Annotated in this window: 14 protein-coding genes; 6 read left to right on the top strand and 8 right to left on the bottom strand. The window is 62.4% G+C overall.

The window, feature by feature from the left end; genetic code table 11:
• The first annotated feature begins 161 nt into the window (after positions 1 to 161).
• Positions 162 to 1,343 (top strand): multidrug effflux MFS transporter, encoded by a 1,182-nt coding sequence (locus TM49_RS13370; RefSeq protein WP_144409690.1) that lies wholly within the window; start codon positions 162 to 164, stop codon positions 1,341 to 1,343.
• A 56-nt stretch (positions 1,344 to 1,399) separates the two neighbouring features.
• Here TM49_RS13370 and TM49_RS13365 read toward each other — a convergent pair whose 3' ends face one another.
• From TM49_RS13365 to TM49_RS13340, 6 genes are all read right to left on the bottom strand, one after another.
• Positions 1,400 to 2,032, bottom strand: coding sequence for a class I SAM-dependent methyltransferase (locus TM49_RS13365; protein ID WP_244464726.1), 633 nt, complete (start codon positions 2,030 to 2,032; stop codon positions 1,400 to 1,402).
• A gap of 1 nt (position 2,033) precedes the next feature.
• The gene (locus TM49_RS13360; protein ID WP_045681935.1) at positions 2,034 to 3,260 is read right to left on the bottom strand and encodes a BtaA family protein; all 1,227 of its coding nucleotides are present in this window, start codon (positions 3,258 to 3,260) and stop codon (positions 2,034 to 2,036) included.
• 102 nt (positions 3,261 to 3,362) lie between these two features.
• Entirely contained in the window at positions 3,363 to 3,998 is a 636-nt protein-coding gene (locus TM49_RS13355) for a hypothetical protein (protein ID WP_045681933.1), read from the bottom strand.
• Positions 3,999 to 4,049: 51 nt separating this feature from the next.
• The gene (locus tag TM49_RS13350; protein WP_045681931.1) at positions 4,050 to 5,264 is read right to left on the bottom strand and encodes a pyrophosphate--fructose-6-phosphate 1-phosphotransferase; all 1,215 of its coding nucleotides are present in this window, start codon (positions 5,262 to 5,264) and stop codon (positions 4,050 to 4,052) included.
• A 143-nt stretch (positions 5,265 to 5,407) separates the two neighbouring features.
• The gene (locus TM49_RS13345; protein WP_045681929.1) at positions 5,408 to 6,106 is read right to left on the bottom strand and encodes a DUF899 family protein; all 699 of its coding nucleotides are present in this window, start codon (positions 6,104 to 6,106) and stop codon (positions 5,408 to 5,410) included.
• Between the two features lie 102 nt (positions 6,107 to 6,208).
• A complete protein-coding gene (locus tag TM49_RS13340) occupies positions 6,209 to 6,928 on the bottom strand; it encodes an SDR family oxidoreductase (RefSeq protein WP_045681927.1) in 720 nt (239 codons plus the stop codon).
• A gap of 142 nt (positions 6,929 to 7,070) precedes the next feature.
• On the opposite strand from TM49_RS13340, the gene TM49_RS13335 reads away from it, so the two are divergent.
• Positions 7,071 to 7,649, top strand: coding sequence for a TetR/AcrR family transcriptional regulator (locus TM49_RS13335; protein ID WP_244464725.1), 579 nt, complete (start codon positions 7,071 to 7,073; stop codon positions 7,647 to 7,649).
• Here the strand turns inward: TM49_RS13335 and TM49_RS13330 are convergent.
• Complete coding sequence (locus TM49_RS13330) at positions 7,639 to 8,466, bottom strand: inositol monophosphatase family protein (RefSeq protein WP_045681923.1); 828 nt, start codon at positions 8,464 to 8,466, stop codon at positions 7,639 to 7,641. The genes TM49_RS13335 and TM49_RS13330 overlap by 11 nt on opposite strands.
• Positions 8,467 to 8,758: 292 nt before the next feature.
• Between TM49_RS13330 and rpsD the strand changes: the two genes are divergently transcribed.
• The 4 genes from rpsD to gndA all read left to right on the top strand — a co-directional run bounded on the left by rpsD (position 8,759) and on the right by gndA (position 12,925).
• The gene (rpsD, locus tag TM49_RS13325) at positions 8,759 to 9,376 is read left to right on the top strand and encodes a 30S ribosomal protein S4 (RefSeq protein ID WP_045681921.1); all 618 of its coding nucleotides are present in this window, start codon (positions 8,759 to 8,761) and stop codon (positions 9,374 to 9,376) included.
• Positions 9,377 to 9,505: 129 nt separating this feature from the next.
• Positions 9,506 to 10,432, top strand: coding sequence for a glutaminase (locus tag TM49_RS13320; RefSeq protein WP_045681919.1), 927 nt, complete (start codon positions 9,506 to 9,508; stop codon positions 10,430 to 10,432).
• Positions 10,433 to 10,493: 61 nt separating this feature from the next.
• On the top strand, positions 10,494 to 11,360 hold the full coding sequence (ttcA, locus tag TM49_RS13315) for a tRNA 2-thiocytidine(32) synthetase TtcA (protein WP_045685225.1): 867 nt from the start codon (positions 10,494 to 10,496) through the stop codon (positions 11,358 to 11,360).
• A gap of 140 nt (positions 11,361 to 11,500) precedes the next feature.
• Complete coding sequence (gene gndA, locus TM49_RS13310) at positions 11,501 to 12,925, top strand: NADP-dependent phosphogluconate dehydrogenase (protein ID WP_045681917.1); 1,425 nt, start codon at positions 11,501 to 11,503, stop codon at positions 12,923 to 12,925.
• A 90-nt stretch (positions 12,926 to 13,015) separates the two neighbouring features.
• Here gndA and TM49_RS13305 read toward each other — a convergent pair whose 3' ends face one another.
• Positions 13,016 to 14,122 carry a diguanylate cyclase gene (locus TM49_RS13305; RefSeq protein ID WP_158498634.1) on the bottom strand — a complete coding sequence of 369 codons (1,107 nt, stop codon included), beginning with the start codon at positions 14,120 to 14,122 and terminating at the stop codon, positions 13,016 to 13,018.
• Between the last annotated feature and the right edge of the window lie 174 nt (positions 14,123 to 14,296).

Genomic DNA, 14,296 nt, shown 5'->3' with positions numbered 1-14,296 from the left:
CGCGCCATATGCGCCCGCCAGATGACGATACCGTTAAGGTGGGACACAGGCGCTGCATTGCAGCGCCTTCTTTTGCTTTCAGGATTTAAATTGTGACAGATACATTACACACGACGGCGCCGCTCGTCCGCCGCGCTCCCGGAAAGTGGGAGCTGGTGGCGATGATGGCGGCGCTGATGGCGCTGAATGCTCTCGCCATCGACATCATGCTGCCGGGGCTCAAGGAGATCGGGGCAAGCCTTGGTGTCCAGTCGGATAACGAACACCAGTTCATCATCACGTCCTACGTGCTGGGCTTCGGCATCGCGCAGCTCGCCTATGGCCCGATTGCGGACCGCTACGGCCGCAAGAAGCCGCTGTTGGTGGGTCTCGTCATCTATTTCATCGGCGCCGTCTGTTGCGTCTTCGTGCCCAGCTTCACGCTGATGCTGGCGGTGCGGTTCTTCCAGGGCCTCGGCGCTGCTGCGACCCGGGTCATCTCTGTCGCGATCGTGCGCGACCTTTACGGTGGCCGCAAGATGGCCGAGATCATGTCGCTGATCATGATGGTGTTCATGATCATTCCGGTGATCGCACCCTCCATCGGCCAGACCATCATGCTGGCCGGCGAATGGCATCTCGTCTTCGCCTTCCTCGGGCTTGCAGCATTCTGCAATTTCTTCTGGGTCATCTTCCGTCTGCCGGAAACCCAGCATTCCGAAGACCGTGTCGAGCTGACGCCGAAGGCGATCGTTCACTCGTTCCATGTTGTCCTGAGCAACCGCCTGGCGCTGTTCTACACGCTCGGCACCACTTTCATCATGGCCTGCATCTTCGGCTTCGTGACCTCTGCCCAGCAGGTGTACGTCGAGGTTTTCAATCTCGGAACGCTGTTTCCGGTCGCCTTCGCCGGCGTCGGCATCATCATGGCCTGCTCCTCGCTGATCAATTCGCGGATCGTCGGAAGGATCGGCATGCGACGACTGTCGCACGGCGCACTGATCGGCTTCACCGTGACCAACGGTATCTGGCTGGTCATCGACCTTGCCACCAACGGCATCATGCCGTTCTGGGTGTTCTATGGCCTGTTTCTGATCGCCTGGTTCCAGTTCGGCTGGATCGGCCCGAACTTCAACGCGCTGGCGATGGAGCCGCTCGGCCATGTCGCAGGCGCAGCATCCTCGATCCTCGGCTTTGCCAGCACCGCCGGCTCCGCCCTTCTCGGCGCCACGATCGGCCTCTCCTTCAACGGCACGACAACGCCGATGATCACCGGCTTCTTCATCTTCGCCGTGGTCGCCCTCGGCCTCACATTGATCGCGGAGAAGGGAAAGCTGTTCCAGCCTCACAATCCCGAGGTCTGAAACACGAAAGGCGCCTCGCGGGGCGCCTTTTTCATTTCTGCATGTGCCGGCCCGAACTATTGCCGCCGCAGAACCGCGTACCAGGCATAGCCGCCGCCGACGGAGTGGAAGGCCAGCGTCATGCCGCGGGCGCCGGCCTCTTCCGCCAGAACCGCCATCATCTCCGCCCGGGGATGAACGTGGAACCGCGCGAGCCAGGCGCGCAGGACGACGCGGAAGGCGCGTGGCAGCTTTTCCTGCTGTCCGAAGTCCACGACATGCAACTGCCCCTCCGGCAGGAGCGCATCGAGCGCGGCGACAACGGCCCGACGCCAATCGGGGATCATCGAGAGCGCATAGGAAATCATGATGCGGTCGAAGCCTTCGGCGCCGAAATCGGAGGCCTTGAAGCGGCAGGCATCGGCGGCGATGAAACTGGCAGCGTCATTGCGAAAATTGCCGCGCGCCGACGCCAGCATTTCTTCGGAAATGTCAAAGCCGTAGAGCCGCGCTTCCGGATAGAGCGCTTCCGCCTTCTTCAGGTTCCGCCCGGTACCGCAGGCGACCTCGAGCAGCGAGCCACCGGGTGGAACGTCGAGCCCCGCAATCAGTCCGTCGCGGCCGAACAGATAGTATTTGCGGGTCAGGTCATAGATATGCCGTTGGTAGCGGTACATCGCGTCCATGGCGTCAGCATGGGCATCCGTCATGTCAGAGCCGTTCATAGATGTGGAAGCCGCCATAGATGGCCGAGCGATCGAGCAGGCCGAGCTCGCGTGAGGTGTCGGCGAGATAGCGCCAGCCCCCGGCCGTTTCGGCCTGCAGGCGCCCCTCGACGACGCTCCCCTCCGCCGCCGTTCGGAAGATGACGCGGGCGCCCTCACGGGCCGTGCGGGTCATTTCGCTCCACAGCGCGTTGAGCTGGTCATCATTCATCCAGTCCTGGGCATCGAGCAACACGTAGCGATCGACGCTCTCGTCATCCTTGCCTGAGAGCAGCTCGGTGAAGCTCGCGTGATGCACCGTCGCCCGCTTGGCATTGTCGCGGATCAGCGGGAAAGCTTCGGCCTGCAGATAGGTCGGCACCGGTCCATCGTCCGGATAGGCGCGGGCAAAGGCCTGCCAGGCAAAGTAATTGTCCTTCAGCGGAAAGTGACAGGCAAGCTTTTCAAGCCGCTGGCGCAGCACCGATGCCAGAGTGCCATCCTCGCTGGCGCTCGCCAGTTCGTCATATTGGCGTGGCGGAATGCCGAGTCCGAAGAGCGAGGACTTGCGGGATGTCGTCCAGCGGATCAGCGGCTTGTCGAACAGCGGCGCGATCTTCTCCTCGAAGAAGTGGCGCTGCTCGCGCAGCGACTTCGCTTCGGTGAGCTCGGAGATATTGACCCCATGCAGGCGCGCCACCATGTGACCGGCGCCGATGAAATGGCCGAGAAGGCCGGTGCGGTAGATATTGCGCTCGAACACGGTGATGCGCCGGCGGCCGAGGCTGTCGCGCCCCTCCCAGTAGCGGCGGGTTTCCGTGTCTAGGTGAGGCGCGATCAGCCGGTCGTAATCGCTCGTCGCGCCCTTCTCGCCATTGCCAAACAATCGCAGGACGGCTGCGTGATCGGGCAGATGACGGAAGGCGGCAAGCTTGAGCCTGTTGAGCGCAATGTGATGGGTATTGAGGTCGACGACATCGATATGTTCGGGTGCCCGCGTCAGATAGGCGAGAACGTTGCAGCCGCCGGAACCGATGGTGACCACGCTGTGGCCGGGACCAAGCTCCATCGCGGCCATATCGACATCCGGGTCCTCCCAGATCTGCGGATAGACGAGGCCGGAGAACATCAGGCCGAACAGCCGTTCGGACAATCCCTCCTTCGTCAGCGCCCGGTGCTGCAGCAAGGCTGTCTTCAGCCGGTTTCCGCCATTCTGCTCTGCGATCGCGCTCATCCGGGGCCCCTTCTGCGGCGCATTGCCGCGTCTGTTGAACCCCTGCGTTAAAGGCATTCTGCTAAATTTTGATGACGGGAGCGTGGCAATTCACAGGCAGTTTCAGGCAGCATCCTGGCGAAAACGCGCTGAAACCCGCGGCAGGCCCGAAGAGAGAAGCCGCGCCACACGGGCCCGCCGTGCCGTCCCGAGCCGCCGGTCTAGCCTTGCGAGCACCGGGCGCGAGAAGACGGCATAGACGAGAAGCGAAAGCAGGCTCGCCGCACCATGTGCGATCGCCAGTTGCTCGGCGGCAAATACCGTCACCGCCGAAGGCGAGACAAAGAAGATCACCATCGCCGCGGCGAGCGCAAGCTCGAAGGACGGGCGGAAATGCGACCGCAGGCCGTGCCAGAAACGGGTTGCGAAAGTGTTGCCGGGCAGGTTGTCGTTGTCGGCAAGCCGAAACGGCTGGCGCAGGCGCAGGGCCTGCCGCAGCAAGGTCAGAGCCAGGAACACCATCGCAGCGCCCCGCGCCAGGGCCAGCCCGTCAGGCATGGCGCGGACGAAGAACATCGCTGCGGCGAGCGCGAGCCCGAAAAACGCCGCCCGGACCACGAAAATCGACAGGCCCAGAGCAAGGCTCGCCCCGAAGCCCTTCTGGAACCGCCACGCGGAAAACTCCAGCATTCGCTCCGAAGGCATTGAAAACACGAAAAAAACCAGCGCGGCATAAGCCGCTGCTGTTTCGATTGTCACGCTTTTTCCTCCATCCGCATCCGCTATTAAAAGCGCTAGCGGCGGCAAAGGTCAATCGGCGGCGGAGAATTGCTGGCCGATTTCCTCCATCACCGTCGCAAACCACGGCGTGGAAAGGTCGAAATGACCGCCGCCCTTGATGCGATCGAACTCGATCGTGCGAAGCTGGCCGTTGCGCTCGACATCGTGGCCGGTCACACCGGAGACGCCGTCAAGCGCGCTTTCGACGGCAAGGTCGACCATCGAGTGGATGAGGCGCAGGTCATCGCCATTCGCCGGCGCCGAGCGGGCATAATAGCCCGACTTCTGCACCATGGCGCGCTCGGCACCGAGCAGGTCGGCAAACTGCTTGGCAAACCAGTTGCCCACATTGATCGTGTCAAGCTTGACGTGGCCGAAAGCATCGCGAGCGATCTCGGCACCGGCGGCCTCGCGTTCGGCGACGATCGCGTTCAGGCAGGCCCCCTCGGAGACGAACAGCGACACGGAGCCATTCGTGTCCATCACCTCTTTCAGCCGCGCCGATTCGGCTTCGAGGTCGAAGGCCATTTCCGGCAGGTAGACGCCGTCGATCGTCTTCAACTCCGGATTCATCAGCATGCCTTCGACATATTCGATCGGCTTGATACGGGCGAGATAGGCGCGCGCGGTGGCGGCCGTCAGCCAGCCGCAATTGCGCCCCATCACCTCATGGATGATCAGCGTGCGCGGCGCCGCCGACTGCTCGTTTGAGATATTGTCGAAGAAGGCGGCGCCATATTCGGCGGCTGTCCAGGCGCCGAGCGTCTGGCGGATCGGCTTCACGTCGTTGTCGACAGTCTTCGGCAGGCCGACGACGGTGAGGTCATAGCCATTGTTCTTCAGATAGGCCGCGAGATCGGCCGCGGTGGTGTTGGTATCGTCGCCGCCAATCGTGTGCAGGATGGTGATGCCGTCCTTCGTCAGCTGCTCGGCAGCGACCTTCAGCGGGTCCTCGCCGGGCTTCACCAGCCCACGCTTTTCGGCGTCAGCCCGGTTGGTGAGTTTCACCCGGCTGTTGCCGATCGGCGAGCCGCCGAACTTGTGCAGCAGCGAGGCCTTTTCACGGATGGCCGGCGTGATGGCGATGCTGTCGCCGGTCAGGAGACCGGCATAGCCGGAGCGGTAGGCGATGATTTCGGTATAGGGGGCGATATCCGAATAGCGCTCGATGAGCCCGCCGACAGCGGAGGACAGGCAGGGCGCGAGGCCCCCTGCGGTGAGCATTGCGACCTTTTGATGCGACATCGGATCCCTTTCATCGACAGAGCGAAACTGTGCATGAACTCTGCGACAGAGATGCGACAGGAACACCGGCGCTGTAAAGCCTGAAGATGAATGAAATCCGATATTTGCAAGGCCAGCTTCGCTTCAACCGTTTAAAGCGGCGCTCACTTGTCGTAGTGCAGGCTCGGATACCAGTCCGTGCCGCGGCCGTCCGGGGTGGTATCGAGCAGCAGCCACAGCGCATCCTGCTCGACGGCGCCACGCGGATCCTGCCCCGGATCTGCCATGTCGAAGCCGATCTCCTCGCTCCAGAAATGGCGGATGACGCCGTCCTTTCGGGTGAAGACGGTATAGCCCGGCATGTCGGCGTCTTCGGCGCTGACATAATCGCGGGTGAAATTGCCATCGCTATCGGAGTAGAAAGGAATCTGCTTCCAGCCGCGATCGATCTTCCACTGCAGAAGCCGCTCGATGGGCGAACGGGCCGTCACCGCCACGGCAACACGCTGCCGCATATCCTCGATCTTGCCCTCCCATGTGCCGATCATCGACGTGCACATAGGGAACGGCGCCTTGCGCTGCGGACCGTACATGAAGGAGTAGATGACAAGCGTATCCTTGTCGCCGAAGAGGTCTGCAAGCGTCACCGGTCCCTCAGGTCCGACGAACCGGTACGCACGCTCCACCGCCCCTCCTGGGGGCAGGCTGCGGCGCATCCCGGCCACCGCCTCGATCTGCCGTCGCAACTCGATCTCCTTTTGAAGAAGCGCGTTGCGAGCAGCGCGATAGGCATCGCTCTCATTCGGAAACTGTGCCTTGTTGCGGGCGACAAGATCTGCGGCGGGGACAAGTTCTTCGGTCATGGTCTGCTCCTCCAGGTTTCGCTGACCATTTAAGTTGATATCAACGTAAATGACAAGCCCCCGACCGGAGGATTGCTGGCGACCTCGGAGCAAGCCCGCCGGCTACCAGGGCGTGACGCCATCCGGCTCGACAAAGCGTCCCGAGCCAGTTCCATCGAGCGCATAGTGAACCGGCAGCCGCGCCCCCTCCTCCGGCGTCATCGTTCCATAGCCGGTGAGGTCGGTCTTGACGAAGCCGGGGCTGACCGAGTTCACCGCGATCCCCGTTCCGCGCAGTTCCTCATTCAGCTGAACCGTCAGCATGTTGAGCGCGGCCTTGGAGGCATTGTAGCCGATATACCGAGCCGAGTAATACGGCGAGGAAGGATCGCCATTGAGCGCAAGCGAGCCCAGCGAACTCGAAAGGTTGATGATCCTGGCAGACGGGGCAGCCCGCAACAGCGGCAGCATCGCCTGGGTTACGGCAAGCGTTCCGATGAAATTCGTCTCCATCACCCGGCGCACGGCCTCAAGCGAAGCGCTGCCGGGCGGGCCGTCGATGGGATCGAAAATACCGGCATTGTTCACCAGAATATCGAGCCGGCCGTGCCTGTCCGCGATCGCCTGCGCTGCCCGCTCCACACTGGCCAGATCATTCAGGTCGAGCTGCACGAAGCTGACCGACAGACCTTGCGCAATGAGTTCATCAACGGCCGTCTGCCCCCGCCTTGCATCCCTGGCGCCGAGGATGACGACGATGCCGGCCGCTCCGAGCTGGCGGGCGATCTCCAGACCTATACCCTTGTTGGCACCCGTCACCAGTGCGATGCGATTCTTGTCCATGACTGAAAATCCTTTCTTTGCTGTTCGGCTTTCAGCAAATATATGAAGGATCATTCAGTTTTAGGATTCGCATTTGCCCACGCCCACGCCATCCGCTCTCGCACCCCGAAAAACACCACGTCAGGCACGCGCCGAAGCGACGGTGGATGCGATTTTCGAGGCCACCATTCAGCTTTTGCTGCGCGACGGTCCACACCGGCTGACGACCACGCGCGTGGCAGAGCGCGCCGGCGTATCGGTCGGGACCATGTACCAGTATTTTCCGCACAAGCAGGCGCTGATCTATGCCCTCAACGCTCGCTATCTGGAAACGCTCGCGGAAAAGATCGAGGCAAGCTGCCGGTCACGGCACGGCGCTACCATCGGCGACATGGCCGAAGCGCTGATCGACACCTACTGGCGGGCCAAGACCGAACGTGCGGACGTCACCCGCGCCCTCTACCGGTCGGTCGTCGAACTCGACAATGAAGGGCTGCTTGCCGATTTTGCCGCAAGGGCGGACGCAGCCACCACGGCGATGCTGGCCAGCGCCTGCGACGCAGACTTCGAAGATATCGCCAGCGTCAACCTCACCCTCGTCACCATGGTTTTCGGTGCGGTTCGCAACGCTTTCGAGCGCAATCTCGACGACGACGCGACCATGGCATTGCGCGGGCAACTGGTGCTGATGTGCCGATCCTATCTTGAAGCGGTCAGCGCGCCTGGGACGGTCAGATCGTGAAGACCTTCGCCCTCAGTTCCTCCCAGCTTTCCTTGTCCGGCGCACCGAGGATGCCGCCGTCGAGGTGCTGCGGCCGGTAGGGCGAGCCGTCGTAGCGGGCGATGTGGCCGCCCGCTTCCTGACCGATCAGCACGCCCGCCAGATGGTCCCAGGGCATCAGCTTGAAATAGGTGAAGAAATGCAGGCCGCCGGCGGCGAAGGCGCGGTATTCGACGGCGGCGCAACGATAGCTCGCGGCGTAGCGGACCTTTGCAGTGTTGGCGAGAAGCTCGGCGCGGTGCTGCTGCGGCATGAAGGCGACCGATGCCGTTCCGAGCATTTCGGCAAGCGGAACGGGCGCGGCAACGGTCATCCGGCTCGATGAGCCATCGGCACGCTTCAGAAAGGCACCGGCCCCCTTCTCCGCGATCATGAAATCATCCCCCATCGGATCGTAGATCAGCCCGGCGACGGTCTCCCCGCCCTTCACCACGGCGGCCATCACGCCATAGGCGGAGATGCCGTGGGCGAAATTGAAGGTGCCGTCGATCGGATCGACGATGACGGCGAGGTCGGCGTCCTTGAGCTTCGACAGCAGCGACGGGTCGGCGGCCACGCCCTCCTCGCCGACGAACAGCGCATCGGGCAGCAGTTTCTCGATACCCGCCTTGAGCATCCGCTCCGCCCCGGTATCGGCCACCGTCACCAGATCGCTCGCTTCGGTCTTTTCCGCGACATCAGCATCATCGAGCCGGCGGAAGCGCGGCAGGATCTCGACGCGGGCAGCCTCCCGCATCATGTCGGCAATGGCGTCGATGGTTTCGGGGGTGATGGACATTGGCGGGGCTCCCATGAGAAATAGCGTCGTGGACGGTTTAACCACGCGGCCCCGCCGAGGTCCATGGCTGGGTCGCCAAAAGCACGACAGCCGTTGACTTTTCGGAAAAAGCCGACTATTCCCCGCGCCAACACTGACAGTGATTGGTGTTTCACCGACATGTCCCGTGGTTTTCCGGGCGCTTTTTTCCGCGAAAACCTGTCAGGCCTCTCTTCGGAGGGAGCCAGAGGAGGGCGTGTTTCCTTCGGGCCGGCGCAAGCCGGTTCATGTTTGTTTGTTATAAGGAAATACGATGAGCAAGCGCGAATCGTCCAAGCATAAAATTGACCGCCGTATGGGCGAAAACATCTGGGGCCGTCCGAAGTCCCCGGTCAACCGCCGCGAATACGGCCCCGGCCAGCACGGTCAGCGCCGCAAGGGCAAGCTTTCCGACTTCGGTGTGCAGCTGCGCGCCAAGCAGAAGCTGAAGGGCTATTACGGCGAGCTGCGCGAAAAGCAGTTCCTGGCGATCTTCGAGGAAGCCAACCGCCGCAAGGGCGACACCGGTGAAAACCTGGTCGGCCTGCTGGAAAGCCGCCTCGACGCGATCGTCTACCGCGCCAAGTTCGTTCCGACCGTCTTCGCTGCGCGTCAGTTCGTCAACCACGGCCACGTCACGGTCAACGGTGTGAAGGTCAACATTGGCTCCTACCTCTGCAAGGCAGGCGATGTGATCGAAGTCCGCGAGCGCTCCAAGCAGCTCGCCAGCGTCCTCGAAGCGACCCAGCTCGCCGAGCGCGACGTTCCAGAATACATCGAAGCCGACCACAACAAGATGACCGCCACCTACGTTCGGGTCCCGGCTCTCGCCGACATCCCCTACCCGGTCATCATGGAACCGAACCTGGTCGTCGAATTCTATTCGCGCTAATCGTTCGGACCATCGACTTTGCGAAAAGCCGCCTCTTGGGGCGGCTTTTTGTATTTCCGAGGGCTCCGACATTCGACCTTTGAACCGCAAAGCACTTGCTGCAATGATGCCGCCAACCGAGGATGACACATGGACCTGCAGGCAATCATCGATGGTATCGTCAGCGAGCTTGAGCCGCGGCGTGGCGAGGGCAAGGTCGCGGACTATATTCCGGAACTTGCCAAGGTCGATCCGAACCAGCTCGGCATCGCGATCACGACGGTCAACGGCAAGACCTACACGAGCGGCGATGCGGAGACCGGCTTTTCGATCCAGAGCATCTCCAAGGTCTTCATGCTGACGCTGGCGCTCGGCAAGATCGGCGAAGGCATCTGGCGCCGGGTCGGGCGCGAACCGTCGGGTTCGGCCTTCAACTCGATCGTCCAGCTCGAACACGAACACGGCATCCCGCGCAACCCCTTCATCAATGCCGGCGCCATCGTGGTCACCGACATCGTGCTTGCCGGCCACAAGCCGCGGGAAGCAATCGGTGAATTCGTGCACTTCATGCGCTTTCTCGCCGACGACAATTCGATCCACATCGATGAGAAGGTCGCCCGTTCGGAGCAGGAGACGGGTTTCCGCAACTACGCGCTCGGCAACTTCATGCGCGGCTTCCGCAACATCAAGCACCCCGTCGACCATGTGCTGGGCGTCTATTTCCACCAGTGCTCGCTGTCGATGAGCTGCGCGCAGCTTTCCAGAGCCGGGATCTACCTCGCCAATCGCGGCACCAATCCGCTGACCGGCTTCTCCGTGGTCTCGCCGCGCCGCTCCCGCCGCATCAATGCGCTGATGCTGACCTGCGGACATTATGACGGCTCCGGCGATTTTGCCTTTCATGTCGGCCTGCCGGGCAAGTCCGGCGTCGGCGGCGGCATTCTGGCGATCGCGCCGGGCAAGGCTTCGATCGCGGTCTGGTCGCCGGGGCTCAACGAGATCGGCAATTCGCTGCTGGGCGCCGAAGCGCTCGAAATGCTGGCAACCCGCACGGGCTGGTCGGTATTCGGGCCATGAGGGTCTTGATTCCCGCCACCGGAACCGGCATTGCACTGCCGAGACCCCTCTGGAGATGCCGATGAGCCTCAACGAAACCATTGCCGACGAATTCGACACCGAGGATGGCCCCTTCCGCGCCCTGTACTCCGACGCCCCCTCCTCCGTGTCGTTCCAGAAGCTGCGCAAGCGGCTGCTGCGGCAGGTGCGCCAGGCGATGGCCGATTTTTCGATGCTCGATGGTCAGAAACGCTGGCTGGTGGCGCTTTCGGGCGGCAAGGACAGCTATGGCCTGCTCGCCATCCTGCTGGAGCTGAAATGGCGCGGCCTGCTGCCGGTGGAGCTGATTGCCTGCAATCTCGATCAGGGCCAGCCGAATTTCCCGAAGCATGTACTGCCCGAATATCTGACGAAGATCGGCGTGCCGCATCGCATCGAATACCGCGACACCTATTCGATCGTCACCGACAAGGTTCCGGCGGGCGCCACCTATTGCTCGCTCTGTTCGCGGCTGAGGCGCGGCCATCTCTATCGCATCGCCCGCGAGGAAGGCTGCGACGCGCTGGTGCTTGGCCACCACCGCGAGGATATTCTCGAAACCTTCTTCATGAACCTTTTCCACGGCGGCAAGCTTGCGACCATGCCGCCCAAGCTGTTGAACGACGAAGGCGATCTGATGGTGCTGCGGCCGCTCGCCTATGCGGCCGAGGACGATCTTGCCCGCTTTGCCGAGGCGATGGCCTTCCCGATCATTCCCTGCGACCTCTGCGGCTCGCAGGACGGGCTGCAGCGCAATGCCATGAAGGCGATGATCGGCGAGATGGAGGCGCGCATGCCGGGCCGCAAGGACGTGATGCTGCGGGCGCTTGCAAACGCCAATCCGTCCCACCTCCTGGACCCGAAACTCTTCGACTTCGCGGGCCTCGTCCCGCGCCGGCCGGAGGCCTGAGGCGGCGCTGCCGACCATGACAGATTGACGATGTTTTGGCTCATCGGACTGAAAACGGACTGTTTTCAGACCGCGGCACTTGCCGTTTGGCTGTTGCGGTGCCACAAAAGGCGCCACCATCAAGCATCGGAGGTATTCCCGTGGAAAAGGCAGAAATTGGACTGATCGGTCTCGGTGTCATGGGCTCGAACCTGGCCCTGAACATCGCCGAAAAGGGCAACAAGATCGCCGTTTACAACAGAACCGTGGACAAGACCCGCAGCTTCTACGCCAATGCCGGCGAGCTGCAGGGCAACATTGTCCCGACCGAAACCCTCTCCGATTTCGTTGCGGCGATCCGCCCGCCGCGTCCGATCATCATCATGATCAAGGCCGGCGAGCCGGTTGACCAGGAAATCGAAAAGCTCCGTCCCTATCTCGGCAAAGGCGACATCATCATCGACGCCGGCAATGCCAACTTCCACGATACCCGCCGCCGCTTCAAGGAGCTGGAAGGCACCGGCCTGACCTTTATCGGCATGGGTGTTTCCGGTGGTGAGGAAGGTGCCCGCCACGGACCGTCGATCATGGTCGGCGGCACCGAGGACAGCTACAAGCGCGTCGAGAAGGTGCTGACCTCGATCTCCGCGAAATATGCCGAAGATCCGTGCTGCGCATGGCTCGGCGAAGACGGCGCCGGCCACTTCGTCAAGACCATCCACAACGGCATCGAATATGCCGACATGCAGATGATCGCAGAAATCTACGGCATCCTGCGTGACGGCGTCGGCATGAGCGCACCCGAGATTGCCCATGTCTTCAAGGAATGGAATCATGGCCGCCTGAACTCGTTCCTGATCGAGATCACCGCCAAGGTCCTGCTCGCAACCGACCCGGAAACCGGCAAGCACATGCCCGACGTCATCGTCGACGCCGCCGGCCAGAAGGGTACCGGCCGCTGGTCGGTCATCGAAGCCCAGCAGCTAGCCGTACCCGCCACCGTCATGGAAGCCGCCGTTGCGGCCCGTTGCCTCTCCTCCATGCGTGGCGAGCGCGCCGAAGCGTCCAAGCTCTTCAACCATGAAGACCTCGACTTCCGCATCGCGCCCGGCCCGTGGCTGAACCGTGATCTCGAACTGGCTCTGTTCGCCGCCAAGATCGGCGCCTATGCGCAGGGCTTCGACGTCATGGCCGGTGCCTCGGAAGAATATGGCTGGAACCTGCCGATGCCGGAAATCGCCCGCATCTGGCGCGCCGGCTGCATCATCCGCTCGCAGTTCCTGGATGAAATCACCAAGGCCTTCAGCGAAACCCCGGATGTCGCCAATCTGATCGTCACCCCGGCCTTCGCCGCCATGGTGAACGAGTGCCTGCCGTCGCTTCGCCGCATCGTTTCGGCTGCGACCGCCGCCGGCCTTCCGGTTCCGGGCCTTGCCTCGGCGCTGACCTATTTCGACGCCTATCGTCAGGCCCGCGGCACGGCGAACCTGATCCAGGCACAGCGCGACTTCTTCGGAGCCCATGGTTTCGACCGCCTCGACGGCCTCGATATCCATCACGGTCCCTGGGGCAGCGGCGCGATCTGATCGACCTGCACGTCACCGTATAAGAAAACCCCGGCGCCTGGCGCCGGGGTTTTCGTTTGTCGCTTATGTCGAGACACGTGTTCCGCCGGCCTACATGCCGGCGTCCGGCAGATGATCGCGCGCGCCATAGAGTTGCACGTTGTTGCGGCCCGCGCCCTTGGCCTCGTAAAGCGCCTCGTCGGCCTTTCTGAGCACGTTGTAGACGCTCGGCATGCCGGCACTTGATTCCGCCACGCCGGCGCTGACGGTTACCGTCACATGCCTGCCATTGACCTCAAAGTCGGCGCTCTCGATCTGCTGGCGGATATCCTCCGCCACCCGGATGGTATTGCGGGCCAAGCTCTCGGCGACGACCACGCAGATCTCCTCGCCGCCGTAGCGCACCACCAGATCGCCGCCGCGCATCCGGTTGGCGATGATGGCGGCGACCTCAGCCAGCACACGATCGCCGAAATCGTGGCCGTAGGTGTCGTTCAGCCGCTTGAACTGATCGATATCGAAGAGGATGATCGAGAAGTATGACCCGACCCGCTTGCTCTTGTCGTGCTCCAGCATGTCGAGCACGCGACGATTGCTGAGGCCAGTCAGCGGATCGCGCTCGGCCTCCCTCTTGAAGCGCGCAAACTCCGCCTCGCGTGAATCCTCCATCGCCAGCAGGTGGCCCAGCACCACCGTTCCGAAGAGGTTGCGGGCGAAAAGCGCAGGCATGGTACTGAACCCACTGGCGACGAGCGCCTCGCGCGGCAAAAGCAAGATGGCCAGAAAGTTGAGCGAGATGAGACCGCCAAGGATCGTCAGTCCGAGAAGGTCCCTGCGCCCGCCCGTGACGCGCGCATAGACAAGGCTGACGACCGCAGCGATGAGAATGCTCACGACGCCCGGAACGACACCCGCTCCGCCGATAAAGATGCGCAGCGCAATCGTTGCCGCTGAGGCGATGACCGCCGCCCAGATACCCCCAAAAAGGGCTGCCAGGGCGACCATGATCGTCCGGATATCAACGATGACACCGGGGCTGATCACCACCGGGTCAATCATGGTGATCGCCGCCCCGAAGGCAAAGATGATGCCGACAGCAGGTCCTGTCCACAACAGGTCGCGGCGGGAATGGCGGATCATCCGGTAGGCGAGCACGATCAGTGCTGCGATCCCGATCTTCTCAAGCAGTGCGACGATGATCGTGAAATTCTCAGCCATCATGACTCCCTGCGGGCGCGCCCGGAGACAAGACACTTTGAAAGCGGCTGGGAAGAGCGATCGTCAGAGCTGGGGTCGGCATGCACCAATGGCCTCATCTCCGAAACAGGAATTGAAAGCATATATGAGTAGCTACTTTTACACAGGTCTGGAGGGCAAGCAAAATGTTGAGCC

Source organism: Martelella endophytica, assembly GCF_000960975.1.
GTDB classification, from domain to species: Bacteria; Pseudomonadota; Alphaproteobacteria; order Rhizobiales; family Rhizobiaceae; genus Martelella; species Martelella endophytica.
Note: the sequence above shows the minus strand (reverse complement) of the source record. Positions and strands in the feature narration are given on the sequence as shown.

Bases quoted from the DNA above. Each gene is read 5' to 3' on its own strand.
- TM49_RS13305 (WP_158498634.1), bottom strand. From the start codon at position 14,122: ATGGCTGAGAATTTCACGATCATCGTCGCACTGCTTGAGAAGATCGGG.
- TM49_RS13320 (WP_045681919.1), top strand. From the start codon at position 9,506: ATGGACCTGCAGGCAATCATCGATGGTATCGTCAGCGAGCTTGAGCCG.
- ttcA (WP_045685225.1), top strand. From the start codon at position 10,494: ATGAGCCTCAACGAAACCATTGCCGACGAATTCGACACCGAGGATGGC.
- TM49_RS13370 (WP_144409690.1), top strand. From the start codon at position 162: ATGATGGCGGCGCTGATGGCGCTGAATGCTCTCGCCATCGACATCATG.
- TM49_RS13365 (WP_244464726.1), bottom strand. From the start codon at position 2,032: ATGACGGATGCCCATGCTGACGCCATGGACGCGATGTACCGCTACCAA.
- TM49_RS13350 (WP_045681931.1), bottom strand. From the start codon at position 5,264: ATGTCGCATCAAAAGGTCGCAATGCTCACCGCAGGGGGCCTCGCGCCC.
- TM49_RS13345 (WP_045681929.1), bottom strand. From the start codon at position 6,106: ATGACCGAAGAACTTGTCCCCGCCGCAGATCTTGTCGCCCGCAACAAG.
- rpsD (WP_045681921.1), top strand. From the start codon at position 8,759: ATGAGCAAGCGCGAATCGTCCAAGCATAAAATTGACCGCCGTATGGGC.
- TM49_RS13340 (WP_045681927.1), bottom strand. From the start codon at position 6,928: ATGGACAAGAATCGCATCGCACTGGTGACGGGTGCCAACAAGGGTATA.
- TM49_RS13360 (WP_045681935.1), bottom strand. From the start codon at position 3,260: ATGAGCGCGATCGCAGAGCAGAATGGCGGAAACCGGCTGAAGACAGCC.
- TM49_RS13330 (WP_045681923.1), bottom strand. From the start codon at position 8,466: ATGTCCATCACCCCCGAAACCATCGACGCCATTGCCGACATGATGCGG.